This window comes from Brenneria tiliae (genome assembly GCF_023347575.1).
Lineage (GTDB): Bacteria > Pseudomonadota > Gammaproteobacteria > Enterobacterales > Enterobacteriaceae > Brenneria > Brenneria corticis.
The window spans coordinates 26,742-47,867 of record NZ_JAKPCB010000083.1; the positions used below are offsets into that span (position 1 = coordinate 26,742).

Sequence of the window (21,126 nt, forward strand, 5' to 3'; positions counted from 1 at the left end):
GAGATTAAATGCTGGAGTTGATTCAAACCATCGGAGTTGGCTTAGTACTGATTTTACCGCTCGCCAATCCCCTGACAACGGTGGCGCTGTTTTTGGGGCTGGCGGGAAATATGAGTTACCGCGAACGGAACCGGCAGATATTTCAGGCATCGCTATACGTTTTCCTCATCCTGACCGGCGCATTTTATAGCGGGCAACTCGTCATGAATACCTTTGGTATTTCCATTCCCGGGTTGCGTATTGCCGGCGGGCTGATTGTGGCTTTTATTGGTTTTCGTATGCTGTTTCCGGTGCAGAAACCGGAGCACGCGCCGGAAGTGACAAGTAAAGCCGATGAAATCCATAACAGCGAATCCTCCAGCGTGGTCAATATCGCCTTCGTGCCATTGGCAATGCCCAGTACCGCAGGGCCGGGAACCATTGCGCTTATTATCAGTTCCGCATCGCAAATAAAAAGCGGTTTGGATATTACGCCGTGGGTGCTTACGGTCGCTCCGGTCCTGACGTTTATAATTGTCAGCCTTATTCTGTGGCTCAGCCTGAAAAGTTCAGGATTTATTATGCGGCTGGTTGGGAAAAGCGGCATTGAGGCCATTTCCCGCCTTATGGGCTTTCTGCTGGTATGTATGGGCGTTCAGTTCGTCATCAACGGCACATTAGAGATTATCGCCACCCTTCATTAAGTGGGGCGATGCCATTACGCCGCCCGCCGCGGCGGCAAAAGCCCCCCCTGGAAGTAAACGTCACTTTTCCGCCGTATGTTTTAGCCGGTACTCCCTGATAAAACCCTGCGGCCGGTAGATCAGCATGACGATAAGGCCCAGCCCGATAAGCATCAGGCGCAGCGAGGCCAGTTGGCTTGGCGTAAGCCAGGAGACGTAATCATTGAGAAAACGCGTGCCTTCCAGCAGCAAAATGACGGTGGCCGAACTCAGCAGGACGCCGACATTGCTGCCGCGCCCGCCGACGATCACCGCCATAAAGGCATAGGCGGTGATCGCCGGGCCAAACTGGGTGGGATCGATATATTGATAATAAAAAGCGTGAAAACAGCCGGCGACGCCGATAGCGCCGCCTCCCAGGGCGAACAAACGTAACCGGAAGGACAGCACGCTCTTGCCCAGCGTTGCGACCACCAGCGGATCGTCGCGCAGCGCCCGGGCGGTCCGGCCGAGCGGAGCCCGCGCCACGCCTTCATACAGCAAAAATATCGCCGCCAGCGCCCCCAGGACCACCAGCAAAAAAGCGCCGTCTCCGCCAATCGGGCGCGGTATGCCGGATATCCCCAGACTTCCCCGGGTAAGCCACTCTTCATGGACGATCGCCAACTTGAGACTTTCGGCAAAGCCGAGCGTGACTATCGCCAGGTAGTCATCCGACAGGCGAAGCGAGATAAGGCTCACCAGCGCGCTGGCCAGGGCGGCGATCAGCACCGCCGCCAGCATGGCAAGCCAGGGGTCCCAATGCCACTGCACGGTTAATTGCCCGCAGAGATAAGCGGCCAGCATATAAAAACCAAACAGCCCGAAGTTGACCAGGCCGGATAATCCCCATTGCATATTGAGCGCCAGGCCGACAATGGCGGAGATCGCCACCAGCACCAGAATAGAAAACAGATAAGCAGTCATTTTTTCACCCACTGAGCGCCTAACAGGCCGGACGGTTTTAGCATCAGCAACAGGCTGAGCACCAGAAAAGCCACCAGGGTACGGTAGTGAGGCGGCAATATTATCGTCGACAGTTCGCTCAGCATCCCCATAATCAGCGCGCCCGCAATGGCCCCCAGCGGATTACTCAAGCCGCCCAGAATGGCGGCGGCAAAGACCGGCAGCACATAGTTCCACCCCATCAGGGGATCCAGCGTCGAATCCAATCCGATAAGCATGCCGGCGATGGCCGACAGCGCGCCGGATAAAATCCAGGTCATCGACACCACCCGCTGATGGGATATACCGCGCGTCGCCGCCAGATCCGGGTTATCGGCCACCGCCCGCATGGCGCGGCCCAGCCGCGTATAATGGAAGATCAGGCCTATCAGCGCCAGACAGCCGAAACTGACGCCGGCGGTCAACAGCTGCTCATGATTTATACGCAGGCCGCCCCACAGCAAGGGGCGGGCAACCTCGACCGCGTAGCCGACCGGGGTGCCGCCGGCGAAAAAGCGCACCAGATTTTCCAGAATCAATGCCACGCCCATCGACGCCACCAGCAGCGTAATGCTGGATCGTCCGAGCAGGCGGCGGTAGACCAGCAGGTCGATCGCCGCCGCCAACAGCGCCGCCAGCACGGTGCCGAGCAGGCAGGCAAGCGGCAGGCTGAGACCTAACAACGTATTGCACCAATAAATCAGATAGGCGCCGGCGGTGACCATGGCTCCGATGGCAAAATTGGCGAAGCGCAGCACGCTGAAGGTCAAGGAGAGAGCCAATGCGGGCAAGGCAACCAATACGCCGGTCACCGCCCCGTTAAATAACAGTTGCATCATTGCGCGTGGCCCAAAAAAAGAGCGTGTAAGTGTGCGTTTTGCGCCAGCTCGGCCGCCGGCGCCAGCAGTCTTACCTGTCCGGCGACCAGCACCAGGCCGGTATCCGCCACGGAAAGGCCGAGTTTGACATTCTGTTCAATCATCAGCAGCGTAATACCGGTGCGGCGTATTCGGGCGATACTCTCGAACAATAGCCCGGCATTGCGCGGCGACAACCCGGCCGAGGGCTCATCAAGCACCAGAAGCGACGGCTCCAGCATCAGGGCCGACGCCATCGCCACCATTTGCCGCTGTCCGCCGCTCAGCAAGCCGGAAGTTTTACCCAGATGAGGGAGCAGCTCGGGAAAAAGATCCAACGCTTTTTCCATTCTGGCCCGCAGGGTTTTGGCGGATTGTTTGTGGCGCGCGAACTCGCCGCTGGTGCGCAAATTGTCGCTGATGTTCATATTGGGAAAGATATTTTTTTCTTGCGGAACATAGGCCAGACCCAGCCGGGCGCGCTGCGGCGCCCGGCTGGCGGTAATGTCGCGGCCGTCCAGTTCAATTCGGCCGCCGGAGACCGCCAGCAGCCCCACCAGCGTTTTCAGCAAGGTGGACTTGCCGGAACCATTCGGTCCGATGATGGTTAGCGCCCCTCCCGCCGGGACGTCGAGATCGATGCCATGGAGAATATTTTTCCCATGATAACCGGCATACAGCCGTTCGACTTTTAATGCGGTTGCCATGGCTACATCCCCAGATATGCCTGCTGCACGCGGCGATCGGCGGCGATCGTCTCAAAGCTGCCCTGAGTCAGCACCCGCCCTTCGGCCAATACGTAAACCGTATCGCACAGCGCCGCCATCAACGCCATATTGTGCTCGACCACGGCAAAGGTTTTGCCCTGCGCGCGCAGCGCGAGGATGAAAGCGACCAGCTCATCGATCGTTGCCGGATTCACGCCGGCGGCCGGTTCATCCAGCAGGATCACCGCGGGATCGCTCATCAGCGCCCGGCATAGCTCCAGCAGTTTTTTTTGTCCTCCGGACAGACTGCCGGCCGGCTCATTGCGCAGCGCGCGCAAATGAACGCGCTCCAATAACGCCAGGGCCTTGTCGATCGCCGCCTGTTCCGCACGCCTTGCGTCTTTCGGGGTCAGGAAGATGCGCCATAGGGCATCGCCCGGCTGGCGCGGGACGGCCAGCAATAAATTCTCCAGCAGCGTAAGGCTATCAAGCTCGCGGGAAAGCTGGAATGTACGGCTAATACCCAGCGCGGCGCGCCGGTGTATCGCCAACCGGGTGATATCTCGCTCGCCCCAACACACCTGACCGGCGTCCGGCGCCAGGGCGCCGGCCAAAATATTAAACAACGTGGTTTTACCCGCGCCGTTTGGGCCGACAATCCCGGTGATCCGGCCCGGCTCCACCACCAGCGAGGTTTGTTGCAGCGCCGCCACCCCGCCAAAGGCGTGGGAAACATTGCGGGCGGTGAGCCCGTAAGCGGCGGGCACGCTTTGCGACGCCGGCATCATTTCAAAAAATCCACCTGCTGGTTAACCCCATCGCGAATAATGAAATGACCGTATAAGCGGTTGAGCTGGTCGCCGCTGGGGGTAAAGGTAAACTGGGAGCCCGCTCCGCTATAGGCGATGTTTTTACCGGCGCGCAGCGCGTTAAGTCCCGCAACCGGGCTTTCGACTTTCACGCCCGGACCGTTGACGACGTCCGGGATCGAGCGGGCAAATACCCGCGGCTCCGCGCTGCCGGATTTTTCAATCGCCAGGGCCAGAACCGAGATTTCATCCCATACGTTAGACGGAAAAATCGCCAGAGTATTGGGGGAGATACCCGCCTTTTCGGCAAAAATATGATAGGCGGCGGAATCTTGCGGCGGAATGGATTGGATATGGTGAATCCCCTCCGCTACCGCTTTGCCGACGTTTTTGACAAAGGCGCCTTCGGCGTCCGCCGCCGAAGAATTGGCGTAGAGGGTACTGTTAAAGCCGCTGCGGTATATTTCCCGCGCAATGGCGGATAAGTCCGGCAGATAGCTGGGGACAAAAACGGCGTCCGGTTTTTGGGCAAAGGCTTTCTCCACTTCCGCCCGATAGGAGGGCTGGCCGGGATTGTAATAGACGGTATCCAGAACGCGCCCGCCGGCGGCGGTAAACTCCTGGATAAAAGGATCGACCATGCTCAGGGTAAACGGGGTATGCAGCACCAGCAGGGATGCGGTATGCGCCCCGTCCTTAACGGCGGCGCGGGCGAACGCCTTGCCCCAATCCCGGCCGGTGGCCTGGAAGCGCCACACCAGCCCCTGATTATCCCCCTGGGTGATCTCATCACCGGAGCCGGTGACCAGCAGCGGGATGCCTTTCTCAATGGTCAGTGGTTTCACGGCCATGGCCACGGCGCTGCTCCATAGCCCCACGATGGCGGAAACGCGGGAGACGTCGATTAATTTTCGCGCCGCCGCGACGCCCGCCGTGGGGTTGCTTTCATCGTCGGCGACGATAATTTCGATTTTGCGTCCGTTCAGCACGCCGCCCGCGTCCTGATTAATAAATTCGGCGGCTTGCGCGGCGGCGGCGGCCATGCCGGCGCCATAGGCGCCACCGCCTCCGCTCAACGGCACCAATACGCCGATACGAATCGGTTCCGCCGCCTGCGCCCCGGCCATGTGGAAGAACGCCAGTACGGCCGCAAGGGATAGCGCGAAACGCCGGATAAAACCGAACAGCTTATGATCAGCCAAGGTGAATAAAAACGTCATGAACCACTCCTGCTATAAATGCCTAACACTCTGGCGATACGAACTCAGCCAATCTGTAATGCCTGATTAAAGCGATTGAAAAACCCGCACAGCGCAATACGCAAGGTGAGCTCGACGATTTGCGATTCGCTGAACTGCGCCCGCAGGCGATCGAACAATGCGTCGCGGATACGCTGAGGCGACTGGGTTACCGCAATGGCGTATTCAACCACCAGTTTATCCACCTCGCTCAGTTCAGGATGTTGGGCGTAATCCAGCAGTTCGCGCGCCCCCTGCGTCGATATGCCTTCCACCGCCAGACGGGGAGCATGGTTATCCACGCAATAGGTACATTCATTGATCAGCGAAACCACCACGATGCTCAGCTCGATATAACGTTGCGCAATGCCGCCGCGCGCCTTGAGCTCCAGCAGTAAGCCGAACAGATGCTCCGCCGCCGGCGGCACATGCGACATCACCGAAAACTGATCGACGAATACTGCGCCATTTTGGGTATAACGCCGGAACAGCTCCCCCAGCGGCCCGTCAAACGTGCGGGGATCCGGTTCGGAAATACGGGGCATGATTTCTCCTGAATAAATGGGGATTAGCGAGGATTGGCTTTATCGCCGCGATAGCGGCTGCCGTCATGGGTTGGCGGCAGATAAGGGCCGTCGGCGAACAGTTTCTCCCGCAGCGTTCCCGGCGCATAGGCCGTTTTATAAGCCCCCCGCCGCTGAAGTTCGGGGATCAACAGCCTGACGATGTCTTCAAAAGTTCTGGGCGATTCCACGTAGGCGAGGTTAAAACCGTCGATACCGGTATCCGCCACCCAGGACTGCAACTCATTGGCGACGTGGACGGCGTCGCCCACCACTACCGGCCCGCGTCCTCCCACCGAAACGAACTCCACCGCGTCGCGCACCGTCCAGATGCGGTTGGGGTCCAGAATGCTAAAGGACGCCAGCGCTGATTGCCCGGCATCGGTATCGACATAGGCCAGCGTATCGTCAGGGTGATAACGCGAAAGATCGATACCGGTCCAGCCGGCCAGCAGCGTGCGGGCGCCGTCATAGCTCGCCCGCGCCAGGTAGTGTTGGAAACGCGCATTTGCCAGCGCCATGCTATCGTCGACGATAACGGTAAACATGGCGAAAATACGCACGGAATCGGCGGGACGGCCCGCCTTGAGCAGATCAGCGCGGAGCGCATCCACGGTACGGTGCAGCCCATCCCGCGTCGGCGCGCCGACAAAAATGCACTCCGCGTGCTGCGCCGCGAACCGGGTACCGCGTACGGAGCCGCCAGCCTGGAACAGGACCGGCGTACGCTGCGGCGAGGGTTCGCACTGATAAATCCCGTTCGATTGAAAATAGGGCCCCTGATGCTCGACGCGCCGTATTTTATCGGGATCCGCGTAGACGCCCCGCTCCAGATCGCGTAGCACCGCCCCCTCTTGCCAGCTGCCTTCCCACAGCTTATAGCAAAGGCTCAGGTAGTCATCGGCGCGATCGTAGCGCTGGTCATGGGATAACGGCTGAGAAAGTCCCAGGCTTGCCGCGCCGCTGGAAAGATAAGAGGTGACGATATTCCAGGCTACCCGCCCTCCGGTCAGATGGTCGAGGGTGGAAAACCGGCGGGCGAGCAAATAGGGAGGCTCATAGGTCACCGAGGCGGTGACGCCGAAACCGAGATGTTGCGTAGCCTGCGACATCAGCGGGACCAGAGGGAAAGGATCATTCATCGGCACCTGCGCCGCATGGCGTAGCGCGCTGTCTGCCGAATCGCCATCAACGTCGTAAATACCCAGCACATCCCCCAGAAACAGACCGTCAAATAACCCGTCTTCAAGTAACCTGGCCAGACCGATCCAATACTGTGGCTGCAGATAACGGAGGGAGTTATCCTGTGGTGAAGTCCACTGTCCCGGCGCCAAATGTCCGATGCAATTCATCATGAACGCATTAAAACGTATCTCTTTGGTCATTAGCCATTTCCACCGTGGTAAGGCCTCTCGGAAATACTAATATCCCATCCGACCTTACCGCTTAACCTGCTTGTTATTATTTATTAAGGCATCGGCCCGCCAGTGAGCAAAACACATATTTTTTCTAATGAAAGTTAAAAAATGACGAAAGGGGCAATGCAGATTTCATTTATCGCCTGGAGCGTTCGATCAAACAACTACGCACTTTATAAAACAGCAGGATAATATTTTCAGCCTGAATGAGACTATTAGCACATATATAAGATATAAGAACGAAAATAATCGAAGTGGCTGATATAGCAGTTCTATCCGATGAAACGCTACTGGAGAATATTCTATGCCACATTTATTAGCATCCTGAAATAGCGAGAAAACAGAACAAGCATTTTTGTAACCAATACTTTTTAACCACCATATAACGCATCATGGTCAAAAGTATTGGGCCACACGCTATCCTTTTTATAAAACATAAAATCCGCCGCCAAATCATCAAGCTCTTGCTGGCTTAATTGCTGGCCAATCAGCGCAGACTTGAAAATCCTGATGCTCATTCCGTGAACTCGGTCAGATCCTTGTCAGAGGCGTTTTGCAGCAGTTTCTGCCCGCTATCCGCAATATCACTTAAACGTTCAGCCATTGGCCTGAAACGCGCGGCGGTATGAACCCTGCCCTGCTTCTCTTCTAACAGATCGATCAGCTCTTCAAACACCTTAGCACTGACCATGTAACCAGCGGGCCGGTTGTTAGACAGGACAGCAACGGGTTCATCAATAAAATACTTCGCCGGATTTTTTCTTAACTCGGTGATGTTGATAGATTTTTCTGCGAGGATGCGTTCCATAAGCCACCTATTGTATATTCTAACAACCATTTTTATATACATCAGAATATACATCATTTCTTATGTTCATAAAACAGACAATAGTGATTCCATATGATGCTGGTAAAAGTCAGATGAGCCACCAAGAACGCAACCCTGTGCGGGCGGCTTACATCCACAAGGCAGAACATCTGAATGAGTGCAGACTGATGCTACAAGCTACAAAAGTGGGCTGATATTCAAGGGGGTTAAAGGGTGTTTAAGTAGACGTTGGCAGACGTAGAAATAGTATGAATGGTGCCGATAATAGGAGTCGAACCTACGACCTTCGCATTACGAATGCGCTGCTCTACCAACTGAGCTATATCGGCGTTGGGATCGTCACAGCGAAGCTATGGCGAAACTACGGGGTGACAAACTAGTGAAAATATCAGGTCAAGTCAAGCGATTGGCGGTCGTCTGCTGGTTTTATAATCGTCCCGCTAAGGATAAGGATTCTCTGATAATTTTCCAAACTAATAACAGAGAATCCTATAACTTTACGGATTAAAAAACGCCATCAGAGGCGGACCAGATCGTCGCCGTAGCCGATCCACTTGTAGGTGGTCAGCGCTTCCAGTCCCATCGGGCCGCGCGCATGCAGTTTTTGCGTACTCACCGCCACTTCCGCGCCCAGGCCGAACTGCCCGCCGTCGGTAAAGCGGGTGCTGGCGTTGACGTAGACCGCCGATGAATCCACTTCGCGCACAAAACGCTCCGCGTTGCTCAACGAGCGGGTGAGAATGGCGTCCGAATGCTGCGTGCCGTGCTGGCGGATGTGCGCCACGGCTTCATCCAGGCCGTCTACCAGCGTGACGTTGAGGTCGTTGGAAAGCCATTCGTCATCATAGTCGGCCGCTTCCACCGCCACCACTTTCGCCGGGCCATCCGTCAGGAAGGGCATGGCGGACGGGCTGGCGTGCAAGGTTACGCCCGCGGCGGCCATTTTTTGGCTGAGCGCAGGCAGGAAGCGAGCCGCAATGCCTTGATTAACCAGCAGCGTTTCCAGGCTGTTGCAGGTGCTGGGACGCTGGACCTTGGCGCTTTCAATCACCGTCAGGGCTTTGTCGAAATCGATACTTTCGTCCGCATACATATGACACACCCCGACCCCGCCGGTAATGACCGGTATGGTCGACTGTTCGCGGCACAGTTTGTGCAGACCCGCGCCGCCGCGAGGGATCAGCATGTCGATATAGCGATCCAGCTTCAGTAACTGGTTCACCAACTCACGATCGGGGCTTTCAATCGCCTGAACCGCTGACTCGGGCAAACCGCATTGCGCCAGCGCCTGCTGGATCACCTTTACCGTTGCGGCATTGGTGCGATAGGTTTCCTTGCCGCCGCGCAGAATAACCGCATTACCGGTTTTCAGGCACAGAGAAGCCACGTCAATGGTGACGTTGGGACGCGCTTCATAAATCACGCCGATAACGCCGAGCGGCACGCGGCGGCGCTCCAGCCGCAGGCCGCTGTCGAGCATACGGCCGTCGATCACCTCCCCTACCGGGTCGGTCAGGCGGCATACCTGGCGAACGTCGTTGGCTATCGCCGTCAGCCGCGCCGGCGTCAGCAGCAGCCTGTCAAGCAGCGCTTCGCTCATGCCGTTCTGCCGCGCCTGAGCCACGTCCTGCTCATTGGCGGCCAGGATCGTCGAACTTGCCGATTCCAGCAGGTCGGCGATGGCCGCCAACGCGCGGTCTTTCTCGGCCGTACTCAGCACCGCCAGCTGATACGAGGCCGCCTTTGCCGCTTTGCCCATTTGTTCAAGCATCGCGCACTCCTTAATTAATTATCATGTCGTCCCGGTGCACTGCCACCGGGCCGTATTCGTAACCGAGGATGTCGGCTATCTGCTGGGAGTGGTGCCCGGCAATCATACGCAGCGCGTCGCTGTTATAGCGGCTGACGGCATGCGCCAGATCGCGGCCGGTCAGGCTACGGATACGCACGACCTCGCCGCGGGAGAAATTCCCCGTCACGTCGCGGATCCCTTTGGGCAATAACGAGCTGCCGCGTTCCAGGATCGCCGCTAGCGCGCCGTCATCCACCGTGATTTCACCGGCCGGGGGAGCGCCGAAGATCCAGCGCTTACGATTTTCCAACGGGGTTTCCAGCGCGTGGAAGCGCGTGCCGACGGACACGTCCGCTATCACATCGCCGATAACGCCGGGCTTGCCGCCCGCGGCGATCACCACATCAATGCCCGCACGGCAGGCGACATCGGCCGCCTGCAGTTTCGTCAGCATGCCGCCCGTGCCCAAACCGGATACGCTGTCGCCGGCAATGTTACGCAACGCATCGTTAATGCCGGTGACTTCACGAATCAGCTCCGCATCCGGATTTTTCCGCGGATCGGCGGTGAACAAACCCGCCTGATCGGTCAGCAGCAGCAGTTTGTCCGCATCCGCCAATATGGCCGCCAGCGCGGAAAGGTTATCATTGTCGCCGACTTTGATCTCCAGCGTCGCCACCGCGTCATTTTCATTAATGACCGGAACGATGTGGTTATCCAGCAGCGCCCGCATGGTGTCGCGCGCATTGAGAAAACGCTCGCGATCTTCCAGATCGGCGCGCGTCAGCAGCATCTGCCCGATATGGATACCATAGATGGAGAACAACTGTTCCCACAGTTGAATCAGGCGGCTTTGCCCCACCGCCGCCAGCAGCTGCTTGGTGGCAATCGTTGGCGGAAGTTCCGGGTAGCCCAAATGTTCACGACCGGCGGCAATCGCCCCGGAGGTGACAATAACAATCCGGTGCCCTGCCGCATGCTGCTGCGCGCACTGGCGCACCAGCTCAACAATATGGGCCCGGTTAAGGCGACGCGAACCGCCGGTCAGCACGCTGGTGCCAAGTTTCACAACCAAAGTCTGGCTGCCGCTCATAGTTTTTCTGCCGTTGAAAGTCATAAAAAGAAACAAATAAGGAAAATGTTGTAACAGGACGGGCGCGTTATGCCAACAGGCGCAACGCGAAAATCCGCGAATAAATCGGGAATCAGGCAGGGAACATCACGGTCGGGCGGTTAATGTACAGACCGGGTCCAGCGATTGCAGGAGTTTTTCCAGACGAACGTGGAAGGCTTCTTTGGTGCTTTTCAGCTTATCCAGCACGTCCTTATCTTTGATTTTCTCTTCACGCCAGTTGCCGCTTTTGTCAAATAAACCAAAATGGTAATCATAGGTAAAGGTCTGTTCCTGCGCTTCCAGCTTTAGCCACCATCCCCAGAACTCACGGCTTTCCGGCGCGGGTTTGACGTTGACGCACACCGCCAGGCAATCAAAGAAAAAATGGTCGTGCTCGCACTGCGCTTCACGCAGATAGGGCCCCAGCGAAGCAAAGTTTTTCATCAGTCTGCTTTTCGGGTGTCCACTTGGTAACATCATTCGGCAATCTCCTCGGTTTGAACATTCTTTTTAGCAGAGAATGACAATTTATCAATCAACTAGGCCAACTTATGCTCTAACCAATGGCTGATTTGCTGTAACGCCTGGTGGAAATTCTGGTAGACCGGTGAAAAGTTCACCGCCAGCAATTTCCCCTGCTGCGATGAATTGGCGATCAGGGATGCTTCCTCTTTCGGGCTCAGCGGGTCGTTCTCCCAGTATCCGGCCAGCATCGGGGTTGGGCAGCGCCGCCCCAGCAATCCCTGGGTTTTAAGAGAATAGCGGCCTAATTCCGTTTTCAGCGCCGCATCGGTAGAAAACGGCATGCCCAGCCGGCTCGCCAGCACGTCCATAAACATATCCGGCACCCGTTGCTGCCGTTTCGCATCATGCAGCAGGTGATGCACTATCGGGCCGAGGCAGGCGACGCCGCGCAGGCGCTGCGCTTCCAGATAAGCCAGGCGTACGGCGATGTTGGCCCCGAAACGAAAACCAAACGCCCCAACGCGGCAGTGATCCACCCACGGCACATCAGGCAATGCCCGCAGCACCTGCTGATGCAGGAAACTGGAATCCTGATTCAGTTTCCAGCGCGAGGAGAAACCGACCGACGGAATATCAATGGTCAGCATGGCCATTCCGGCCGGCGCCAGGTAATCATGGAACAGGCGATAGTAGTCGCTTTGCAGCATCTCCAGACCGCCGCACATCAATATGGTCGGGAACGGGGCTTTCCCCTTCTGGGGCAGGTGCAGAAATCCGGTCAGCGAACCGCCGCCCTCAATCTGGAAAGTCAGCGCCTTTAGCTCATAGGGAAGATATTTCGCCGCTTCCTCGTAGGCCCGGTTGGCCAGGGTCTGCGCCTGTTCCGCCAGCTCATCGCCCTTGATATGGGGATAGGCGGCAATGCTGTACAGATTCGCGGCATTCAGCCAATACTGACCGCTCTGCTCGCCGTCGCTACCGTCAATCGCCCGCTGCTGCCAGTCTGCCCCCTGCTTGCACCACTCATATATCCAGTTGCCGCTGCGATAGCCGATAACCGTGTCCAGTAAGTGCTCACTGCTTCTTTCCGCCTGGCTGACGGCGATACGCGCCAGCACGTCTTCAATATCCCACGGATGAACGCCGCGCCAGATCCACAGCAGCCGGTTAAGCATGCGATACCAGTGGCCGGTATCTTCCCCCTCCAGGGCGGAGTGCGTTCCCGCCCCGCCCTGAGCGTGACGGGGACGCTTGACCAGCGTCGAGGTTTCAGGGTGCTTGAAAGAGGGTTTGAACAGGGTTTCCGACAGGTTAGCTTGCGCCACAGCACTCTCCGTTAATCTACGCCGCCGTCAGCGGACAACCGAACCGGGTACCAGTGTAACCAACTCATCATGGTGAAGACAAACGGCGCAGCACGGAAAACACCTTATCAGATCATCTCCGCCGCAAATAAGGCGATCCAGAGGAGATTATGGGCGACACACGCAACAATGCCCGGCATAAACCGGGCATTGGCGCAGGTAAACCAGCGGCGATCAGCGGCCGGCCAGCGGCGGTACGAATACCACGCTCATATCCCACGGCTGTTCGATCCAGGTATCCTGCGGGATGTCGACAATATAGTCGTCAACCAGCGGCTTACCGGCGGGTTTGGCGAAAATAGTGACGAAATGGGCTTTGGGATACATATCGCGGATGGCCTTCGCGGTGCCGCCGGTATCCACCAGATCGTCCACGACGATAAAACCTTCGCCGTCACCCTCGGCGCGCTTGATCACTCGCATTTCGCGCTGGTTATCGTGGTCATAGCTGGAGATGCAAACCGTATCCACATGACGAATACCCAGCTCGCGCGCCAGCAACGCTCCGGGAACCAATCCGCCGCGGCTGACGGCAATGATGCCTTTCCATTGTTCGGCAGGCAGTAAGCGCTGTGCCAGTTTGCGGGCCTGAATTTGCAACATGTCCCAGGTTACGACGTACTTTTCGCTCATAAAATATATCCCAGCCGAATAGAAGTGGCTTACGTTGAGTCTGAGGGGGAAAAAGGTTGCGCGGGATTATAGATATCCAACGACATAAAAACCAGCGTTATAACGACCTTTCCGCCGTTGCCATGCAGTCTAAACAAAAATTTGGTGATAACTAAGCACAAAAAGAGATTGGACGCTAACGGCGGAAAAATATATTAAACAAGGCAAGAGAAATCAGCCGGAGACGACCATGACCGAACTCTACGTTCTGGTGCAAGAACAGCTCACCGTGATAAGCACGATTCTAATCATTGGACTGGCGGCGCTATTTTGTGCGGAATTAAAATCCAACTTCCAGCAACTGTGGAAAAAACCTGAGGCGCTACCGGGGAGAATCGTGCATCGATGCTATCTTCCCGCCCAGCGCACCCTCACGCTGATTGATAACTTTTATGGCTACGTTCCGGTACATGCGCTGGAAAGCGAACGTTTTATTCTCGACGTCGAGGCCGGCGGGCAGCGCTATCAGGTTGAAGCGGACGAGGAGACATACCGGACACTGTTTGTCGGCGACAGCGTGGTGATCTACGCCAATCGCGACGATATCACCATCGCCCCGTCCTCCGCGCAAACCCTGTAGCATTCATCTTTCAGAACGGGGCGACCCGCGCCCCGCTTTCTCCAGCATCCCGCTTATTCGATATCGGCCAACTGGGTGGTGCGTTTTACCGCCGCCAATACGCTACGCTGCAAGCCCGCGGCAAAATCACTGTTGTTGAGCTCATACAAACCGTGCATTCCCACGCCGGCGGGAGAATTGTTGATATCCAGCAGCTGGCGCGGATGCAGTTGCGTCAGCTTGAGCATTTCCACCGCGCCAATCAGGTTTTCCAGTACCAGACGAGTGGCCAGCGTGCGCGGCAACCCGGCCAGCACCCCTGCGTCGGTCAATGACTCGATAAAATAGTAGATATAATTCGGCCCCGCGACGCCAAAACCGGTGAATATATCGATCAGCTTCTCTTCCAGATACGTCACCTTGCCGAAGCTGGAGAGAAAATCATCGACGTCATCGGCACGGACATGGCTATTCAGCGCCACGCCGCTGTAGCCATATCCGGTATCCGTCAAGGTATTGGGGATCACCCGGGCAATGGGGCGCGTATTCCCCAGCAGCGACTCCAGGCGATTAATCTTCACCCCGGCGACAATGGAAATGACGATGCTTTCCGGCGCCGCATGCTGCCGGATACGGCCGGCGACCGAAGCAATATCATCCTGAGGACGCACCCCGATAACAATCAGCCTGGCCTGCGCCAGCGCGGCATCGGGCGAGCCGGCCGATGCCGGCAGCTGATATTTTTCCTGCAGCAGGCTGATGCGCTCGGGATCGATATCGTCGATGCTGATCTGCTCGGCAAGCAATGTCTTACTTGCCAGGGCGGCGCGGATAATGGCCTCGGCCATCTGCCCCGCGCCAATAAAATGTACCTTTGCCATCACGGCCTCTCTTAATTGATAGTTTTTGATAAGGGATATGTTATCGATCGTTATGCGGGTTTTAATTGAAACGATATTCGCCTAAGCCAATATTGATGTTGTTCCCCTTCAATAGCGGAGAATCCGTCTCTAGATTAATTGCCGCCAGGCGATTTTCGGCCCCTTCGCGAAAAATAAAACGCTGCCCGCCGATGTGCAATGTGGCGGCATCATCAGGATCCGGCGCTAAAGAAAACAGCCGTTGCCAGTGCGCCGCCACCTCTTGCGGAGCGGCGACGTGAAACAGGGCCGAGCGGATCGCCGCCTCCCCGGCGGGATGCGGCCGGTCGATGCCGCGCTCGCGCAGCTGCCGCAGACGTTGCTCGTCGTCGTTTCCCCACTGCAAAACAAAGGGATAGGCCAGCCCCTGGAAATCGCCGTCAATGGTGAACATTTTCCATTCAATCAGATTACCGCCGGCGTCATGCCGCTTGCCCGCCAGAATCGGAGACAGTTGCAACCCTTCACGCCGCAGCCGGTCCGCAACAGCCTCGATATCGTCCGTACGTAACGCCAAGTGGCTCAGGATCTGCCGCTGCGGCAAATAGTGTTTCAGCTCGCGGCACAAGAGTTGTTTATCCGCCGCCGCCGACAGTTCATCCGCATCGCGGATGCCCAGAAATTCAATATATGTGAGCCCGAAATAGCTCAGCGCGTTGTGCGTTCCCCAGCCCGGATGAGAACCGCCGGGAAAGGCGACCAGACCATTTTCGTTAAAGCGCGCGATGGCCTCATCAATATGATTAACGTAATGAACCACGTGATCCCATAACAACTTTGCCATGATAACTCCTTTATAATTCCTTACTTATCGCTATTAGGATCATTAAAAATTCATTCAAGCCTTTCCGTTAGTGATTTTTTTATCTTTATAAAGATAAAAAATAGATATATAAAAAACAACGCATTATATGTCATTAACACATAACCATATAATAAATGGTAATTTCCCTATAAATAACCGGTAACTTTATTCTGCGCTAAGAAAATGATTTCTCCATTTATTTAATTCACACAGGGATTTTATAATGAATATTACCCGTCGGCGTTTACTGATCTCGTCAAGCGCACTGGCCGCAACATTTCCTTTCACCTCTTTCCTCAGCGCGGCGCAAACCAACGCCACCGCAGCGGGGACGCCGGTCAAAGGCGGCACGTTGGGGGTACACATCGCCGGAGAACAACGCATTCTGAACCCGGCGCTGCGCGCGTCCACCGGGGTATATATCGTTACCAGCAAGATTATCGAGTCCCTGGTGGATCTGGACGCCAACGGCGCGATCGTTCCGCAATTGGCCACCGAGTGGCACAGCGCGGAGGACGGTAAAACCATCACTTTCAAACTGCGCGAGAACGTTAAATGGCACGACGGTAAGCCCTTTACCGCCAAGGATGTGCAGTACAACGCGCTCGAACTGTGGAAAAAGCAGCTTAACTACAGCACCGCCCTGCAACAGTTTCTCAACGCCGTGGATACGCCCGACGACCATACGGTGATATTCCGCTATTCCCGCCCCATGCCGCTTGAGCTGTTGCTGCGCGCCCTGGCCGATCTGGGCTACGTGGTGCCCCGCCACCTTTACGAGAATAGCAACGTGCTGGAAAATCCGGCCAATACCGCCCCTGTCGGCACCGGGCCCTTCAAGTTCGTCGAGTACCAGCGCGGGCAATATATTATCGCCGCGCGCAACCCCGACTACTGGCGGCCGGACCAGCCCTATATAGAACGGATCGTCTGGCGCATCATTACCGATAAATCCGCCGCGACGGCGGCGCTGGAAACGGGCCAGCTGCAGCTAAGCGCCTATTCCCAACTGTCGCTGGCCGATCTGGACCGGCTGAAAAACCATCCGGACTTTGAGGTAACGGCCAAAGGTTCCGAAGCCAATACCTTTAACAACACGCTGGAATTCAATTTCCGCCGCAAGGAAATTGCCGACGTCCGCGTAAGACGGGCGCTGGCCCACGCCATCGATATTCCCTTTTTCATCGAAAACTTTCTCTACGGCCAGGGAAAACCGGCGACCGGTATTATCCCGTCGACCTCCACCGAGTTCTATCCGCCCAACGGCGCCCAGCCCTATCCTTTCGACCGCCAAAAGGCCGAAGCGCTGCTGGATGAAGCCGGCTATCCGCGCGGCGCCAACGGCGAACGGTTTAAGCTGAAACTGGTGCCGATCCTTAACGGCGAGGACGTCGCGCTGTTCGCCACCTTTATTCAGCAATCGCTGGCGGAAGTGGGGATTAAGGTCGATATCGCCAACTACGACTACGCCGGCTCCCTGTCGGCGGTCTATAAAGAGCACAATTTCGATCTCGCCACCGGCTGGCATCAGTACCGGGGCGACCCGGCGGTATCCACCACCGTGTGGCTGCGCTCCGGCAGCCCGGACGGCGCCCCCTGGACCAATCAGTATGGCTGGCAATCCGAGGTTATCGACAAGCTGATCGACGATGCGGCTTCCGAGATCGACCCCGAAAAACGGCGGGCGCTGTACGCCCAACTGGTCGCCGAAGCCAACGAACAGTTCCCGCTGTGGTTCGCCATCGAGCGTCAGTTCCTTTCCGTGGTCAACAAGAAGCTCCACAACGGCCTGAACAACGCCCGCTGGCCGTCGAGTAGCTGGCATGACGCCTGGCTAGAGGCGTAACAATGAATTTGTTATTACTCTGCGGCCGCCGACTGGCGGCCGCCATCCCCGCCCTATTGCTTATTCTGATCGGTATTTTCCTGCTTTTGCAGCTGGCGCCCGGCGATACCGTCGATGCGCTGGTCGCGCAGGTCGGCGGAGCCGACGCCACCATGATCGAGGAGCTGCGCCGTTATTACGCGCTGGATCAGTCGGTATCGGTGCGTCTCGGCGATTATCTGTGGCGTCTGGTTCACCTGGATCTCGGCCAGTCGGCCATTTATGGCAAGCCCGTCGCCGACGTGATTATCGAACGTCTGCCGGTTACCCTGCTGCTGATGGGATCGTCGCTCGGGCTGGCGGTGTTTATGGGCATGGTGCTGGGGATCATCGCCGCCCGGCGCGTGAATCGCTGGCCGGACACGCTGATCTCCCTGCTGGGGCTGATTTTCTATTCCACCCCCTCTTTCTGGTTCGGCCTGATGGGGATTTTCCTGTTTTCCATCTATCTCGACTGGCTGCCCTCCGGCGGATTTGAAACCATCGCCGGCGGACTCAGCGGCTGGGCGAGGATCTGGGATATCGCCCGGCATCTGTTATTGCCCACGCTGACGCTGGCGCTGATATTTCTGGCGATCTATCTGCGCATCATGCGCGCCTCGATGCTGGAAGTCGCCACGCTGGATTTCGTGCGCACCGCCCGCGCCAAAGGATTAAGCGAAACCAACGTCGTCGTCAGACATATATTGCGTAACGCGCTGCTGCCGCTGGTGACGTTAATCGGCCTGCAGGCCGGCACCATGCTGGGCGGGTCGGTGGTGGTGGAAAGCGTTTTCGCCCTGCCGGGGTTGGGCCGCCTGGCCTACGAATCGGTGATGCAGCGCGATCTGAACACGCTGTTAGGCGTGGTTTTCGTCTCCGCGCTGCTGGTTATCAGCATTAATTTTCTGGTGGACGTACTTTACGCCAAACTGGATCCGCGTATTTCCGGTGAACGGTCATGATTGATTTTTTCAAGCGCTACGCGCGCAGTCCCGCGTCGTTATTTGGTATCGCGTTATTAGTCGTGGTGGTGGGCATGGCCCTGACCGCCGACCTGTTCTTTCCCGAAAATCCGCTGCGGCTGGCCGGTCGGCCGCTACAGTGGCCGTGGCAAAATCCGCGCTTTCTGCTGGGTACCGACCATGCCGGACGCGACATCGCCGCCCAGCTGTTTCACGGCGCGCGCGTCTCGCTGATGATCGGTTTCGTCGCCACGGCGATCGCCATCGTGATTGGCATCGTGGTCGGCGCGCTGGCCGGCTATTACGGCGGCGTCATCGACGACCTGCTGATGAGGATCACCGAAACCTTTCAGATCCTGCCCAACTTTCTGCTGCTGTTGTTGCTGGTGGCGGTCTTCGGCTCAACCATGCAGACCGTGATTCTGGCTATCGGCATCGTCTCCTGGCCCCCGGCGGCGCGCTTAACCCGCGCCGAGTTCATGTCGCTGCGCAACCGGGAATTTATCCAGGCGGTGCGCTCGCTGGGGATGCGCGATCTGCCGATTATCTTTCGCGAAATTCTGCCCAATGCGCTGCCGCCCATCGTGGTTTACGCCAGCGTTATCATGGCGATCGCCATTTTGCTGGAAAGCGCGCTGGCCTTCCTCAATCTGTCCGACCCCAACGTTCCCTCCTGGGGAAATCTGATCGGCGGCGGCCGCAGCGTACTGCGGGAACAGTGGTATGTTTCCGCCATTCCCGGCATCGCCATTCTGCTCACCGTGCTGTCGGTCTCGCTGGTCGGCCAGGGAATCAATGACGCCCTCAATCCAAGGCTTAAAAACCGATGAATACACTGCTGTCGATAACCGATCTCAGCGTCAGGCTGCCGGCCAATGCCGATCGGCCTTATGCCTTGCGCCAGGTGTCGCTCGATCTGCGCGAAAATGAAATCCTGTGCGTGGTGGGAGAAAGCGGCTCCGGTAAATCGATGACGGCCAGCGCCATTATGGGGCTGCTGCCGGAACAGACGCGCATCGAGGCAGGAAGCATCCTGCTGGAAGACCGCGACCTGCTGTCGCTGCCGGAGAGCGCGCTGCGTAAAATACGCGGCGCCCGTATCGGCATGATTTTTCAGGAGCCGATGACGGCGCTCAACCCCCTGCATACCGTCGCCGACCAGATTGGCGAAATGTTCCGAACCCATCGGCCGACCCTTTCCCGCCGGGCGATTGCGGAAAAAGTGCAACAGCTGTTGATCGACGTTCAGATCCCCGACCCGCTGTCCGCCGCGCACGCCTATCCGCACCAGCTATCCGGCGGGCAGCGCCAGCGCGTGATGATCGCCATGGCGCTGGCGCTGGAGCCGCGAGTGCTGATTGCCGACGAGCCGACCACCGCGCTGGACGTCACCACCCAGGCGCAAATCCTGCGGTTGATACGCGAATTGCAGCAGCGTCAGGGCACCTCGGTGCTGTTTATCACCCATGACTTTGGCGTGGTCGCCGACATCGCCGATCGCGTCGCGGTCATGCAGCACGGCGAAGTGGTTGAACAGGGGCCGGCAGAGCAGGTGCTCAACGCCCCGCAGCATCCCTATACCCAGGCGCTGATCGCCGCCGTGCCGTCCTTTCGCCCCGGCGCGACGCGCCCGGCGGTCGCCAGTCAGGATATCCTGACATTAGCGCACGTCAGCAAAACATTCCGCCAGGGAGGCTGGCTGCCGCGCAACCGGCGAGTATCTCACGCGCTGCGGGACGTCAGCCTGACGCTGCCGCAGGGCAGCACCCTCGGCATCGTCGGCGAAAGCGGTTCCGGCAAATCGACCCTGGCCCGCTGTATTGTCCGGCTCTATCAGCCGGACAGCGGCGAGATTACCCTGGCGGACCAGCGCCATGACGGCAGCAATCGAACGCGTCAACGCCGGCAGAGCCGCACCGTGCAGATGGTGTTCCAGGATCCTTTCGCCTCGTTAAATCCACGCCAGACGGTGGGGGAAATCGTCGGCAAGGGACTGGAAATCCACGGCGCATCGCGCAAGCAGGCGCAGCAAAAAGCCAGAGAGTTATTTTCGCTGGTCGGGCTGGATCCCGAATCGATCCATCGCTATCCCCATGAGTTTTCCGGCGGACAGCGCCAGAGGATCGGTCTGGCCAGGGCGCTGGCGCTGGAGCCGCGCATTCTGGTGGCGGATGAGCCGGTTTCCGCGCTGGACGTTTCCGTTCAGGCGCAGGTGTTGCGCCTGCTGGCGGAACTGCGTCAGCGCCTCGGCCTGTCGCTTATTTTTATCACCCATGACCTGCGGGTGGCGGCGCAAATCTGCGATCGGGTGATCGTGATGAAGGCGGGAGAAATCGTCGAACAGGGGCCGACGCATCAGGTATTCCAGTATCCCCAGCATGAATATACCCAGCTGCTGCTCAACGCGATTCCCGGTAAAGGATGGAACCTCCAGACGCCATAAAATAACTCTTCCGCAACTTACCCCAGGGCCGGCGGAAAATGATATTCTGTCTCCACTCGCCATGCCGGATTATCCGACGGTCATTCATCTGCAATT

The 21,126-nt window shown here is 57.5% G+C and carries 22 protein-coding genes and 1 tRNA gene; 6 read left to right on the forward strand and 17 right to left on the reverse strand.

Features of this window, described 5'->3' with window-relative positions; translation table 11 throughout:
• Nucleotides 1-8 precede the first annotated feature (8 nt).
• Nucleotides 9-683, forward strand: coding sequence for a MarC family NAAT transporter (locus MFP24_RS01490; protein ID WP_249228765.1), 675 nt, complete (start codon nt 9-11; stop codon nt 681-683).
• 60 nt (nt 684-743) lie between these two features.
• On the opposite strand, the gene MFP24_RS01495 is transcribed toward MFP24_RS01490, so the two are convergent.
• From MFP24_RS01495 to gpt, 15 genes are all read right to left on the reverse strand, one after another.
• The gene (locus tag MFP24_RS01495; RefSeq protein WP_249228766.1) at nt 744-1,628 is read right to left on the reverse strand and encodes a branched-chain amino acid ABC transporter permease; all 885 of its coding nucleotides are present in this window, start codon (nt 1,626-1,628) and stop codon (nt 744-746) included.
• A complete protein-coding gene (locus tag MFP24_RS01500) occupies nt 1,625-2,485 on the reverse strand; it encodes a branched-chain amino acid ABC transporter permease (protein ID WP_249228767.1) in 861 nt (286 codons plus the stop codon). The genes MFP24_RS01495 and MFP24_RS01500 overlap by 4 nt, the downstream gene beginning before the upstream one ends.
• Nucleotides 2,482-3,210, reverse strand: coding sequence for an ABC transporter ATP-binding protein (locus MFP24_RS01505; RefSeq protein WP_249228768.1), 729 nt, complete (start codon nt 3,208-3,210; stop codon nt 2,482-2,484). The genes MFP24_RS01500 and MFP24_RS01505 overlap by 4 nt, the downstream gene beginning before the upstream one ends.
• A 2-nt stretch (nt 3,211-3,212) precedes the next feature.
• Nucleotides 3,213-3,998 (reverse strand): ABC transporter ATP-binding protein, encoded by a 786-nt coding sequence (locus MFP24_RS01510; RefSeq protein ID WP_249228769.1) that lies wholly within the window; start codon nt 3,996-3,998, stop codon nt 3,213-3,215.
• Complete coding sequence (locus MFP24_RS01515) at nt 3,995-5,239, reverse strand: ABC transporter substrate-binding protein (RefSeq protein ID WP_249228770.1); 1,245 nt, start codon at nt 5,237-5,239, stop codon at nt 3,995-3,997. Before MFP24_RS01515 ends, MFP24_RS01510 begins: the two co-directional genes overlap by 4 nt.
• Nucleotides 5,240-5,283: 44 nt before the next feature.
• A complete protein-coding gene (locus MFP24_RS01520) occupies nt 5,284-5,802 on the reverse strand; it encodes a carboxymuconolactone decarboxylase family protein (RefSeq protein WP_249228771.1) in 519 nt (172 codons plus the stop codon).
• A gap of 23 nt (nt 5,803-5,825) precedes the next feature.
• Nucleotides 5,826-7,205, reverse strand: coding sequence for an LLM class flavin-dependent oxidoreductase (locus tag MFP24_RS01525; protein ID WP_249228772.1), 1,380 nt, complete (start codon nt 7,203-7,205; stop codon nt 5,826-5,828).
• A gap of 404 nt (nt 7,206-7,609) precedes the next feature.
• Entirely contained in the window at nt 7,610-7,756 is a 147-nt protein-coding gene (locus MFP24_RS01530) for a hypothetical protein (RefSeq protein ID WP_249228773.1), read from the reverse strand.
• Nucleotides 7,753-8,046 carry a type I toxin-antitoxin system antitoxin YafN gene (gene yafN, locus MFP24_RS01535; protein ID WP_249228774.1) on the reverse strand — a complete coding sequence of 98 codons (294 nt, stop codon included), beginning with the start codon at nt 8,044-8,046 and terminating at the stop codon, nt 7,753-7,755. Before yafN ends, MFP24_RS01530 begins: the two co-directional genes overlap by 4 nt.
• A gap of 274 nt (nt 8,047-8,320) precedes the next feature.
• Nucleotides 8,321-8,396: transfer RNA gene (locus tag MFP24_RS01540), tRNA-Thr, on the reverse strand.
• Nucleotides 8,397-8,584: 188 nt separating this feature from the next.
• Nucleotides 8,585-9,838, reverse strand: coding sequence for a glutamate-5-semialdehyde dehydrogenase (proA, locus tag MFP24_RS01545; protein WP_249228775.1), 1,254 nt, complete (start codon nt 9,836-9,838; stop codon nt 8,585-8,587).
• Between the two features lie 10 nt (nt 9,839-9,848).
• Entirely contained in the window at nt 9,849-10,952 is a 1,104-nt protein-coding gene (proB, locus tag MFP24_RS01550; protein WP_249228776.1) for a glutamate 5-kinase, read from the reverse strand.
• Nucleotides 10,953-11,078: 126 nt separating this feature from the next.
• On the reverse strand, nt 11,079-11,453 hold the full coding sequence (gene crl / locus MFP24_RS01555; RefSeq protein ID WP_249228777.1) for a sigma factor-binding protein Crl: 375 nt from the start codon (nt 11,451-11,453) through the stop codon (nt 11,079-11,081).
• Nucleotides 11,454-11,512: 59 nt separating this feature from the next.
• Entirely contained in the window at nt 11,513-12,763 is a 1,251-nt protein-coding gene (gene frsA / locus MFP24_RS01560; protein WP_249228778.1) for an esterase FrsA, read from the reverse strand.
• Nucleotides 12,764-12,976: 213 nt separating this feature from the next.
• Entirely contained in the window at nt 12,977-13,435 is a 459-nt protein-coding gene (gene gpt, locus MFP24_RS01565; RefSeq protein WP_249228779.1) for a xanthine phosphoribosyltransferase, read from the reverse strand.
• A 229-nt stretch (nt 13,436-13,664) separates the two neighbouring features.
• Here gpt and MFP24_RS01570 point away from each other — a divergent pair, with 229 nt between their 5' ends.
• Nucleotides 13,665-14,054 carry a hypothetical protein gene (locus MFP24_RS01570; protein ID WP_249228780.1) on the forward strand — a complete coding sequence of 130 codons (390 nt, stop codon included), beginning with the start codon at nt 13,665-13,667 and terminating at the stop codon, nt 14,052-14,054.
• A gap of 53 nt (nt 14,055-14,107) precedes the next feature.
• On the opposite strand, the gene MFP24_RS01575 is transcribed toward MFP24_RS01570, so the two are convergent.
• Nucleotides 14,108-14,914 carry a pyrroline-5-carboxylate reductase family protein gene (locus MFP24_RS01575; protein WP_249228781.1) on the reverse strand — a complete coding sequence of 269 codons (807 nt, stop codon included), beginning with the start codon at nt 14,912-14,914 and terminating at the stop codon, nt 14,108-14,110.
• 61 nt (nt 14,915-14,975) lie between these two features.
• Nucleotides 14,976-15,737, reverse strand: coding sequence for a VOC family protein (locus MFP24_RS01580; RefSeq protein ID WP_249228782.1), 762 nt, complete (start codon nt 15,735-15,737; stop codon nt 14,976-14,978).
• Nucleotides 15,738-15,981: 244 nt separating this feature from the next.
• Here MFP24_RS01580 and MFP24_RS01585 point away from each other — a divergent pair, with 244 nt between their 5' ends.
• From MFP24_RS01585 to MFP24_RS01600, 4 genes are read left to right on the forward strand one after another with little or no spacing between them, the layout of a single operon-like run.
• Nucleotides 15,982-17,604: an ABC transporter substrate-binding protein gene (locus MFP24_RS01585; protein WP_249228783.1), complete on the forward strand. Its 1,623-nt coding sequence runs from the start codon at nt 15,982-15,984 to the stop codon at nt 17,602-17,604.
• A 2-nt stretch (nt 17,605-17,606) separates the two neighbouring features.
• On the forward strand, nt 17,607-18,587 hold the full coding sequence (locus tag MFP24_RS01590) for an ABC transporter permease (RefSeq protein WP_136167624.1): 981 nt from the start codon (nt 17,607-17,609) through the stop codon (nt 18,585-18,587).
• Complete coding sequence (locus MFP24_RS01595) at nt 18,584-19,417, forward strand: ABC transporter permease (RefSeq protein ID WP_249228784.1); 834 nt, start codon at nt 18,584-18,586, stop codon at nt 19,415-19,417. Before MFP24_RS01590 ends, MFP24_RS01595 begins: the two co-directional genes overlap by 4 nt.
• Nucleotides 19,414-21,030, forward strand: a complete 1,617-nt coding sequence (locus MFP24_RS01600; protein ID WP_249228785.1) for an ABC transporter ATP-binding protein — start codon at nt 19,414-19,416, stop codon at nt 21,028-21,030. Before MFP24_RS01595 ends, MFP24_RS01600 begins: the two co-directional genes overlap by 4 nt.
• Nucleotides 21,031-21,126 lie beyond the last annotated feature (96 nt).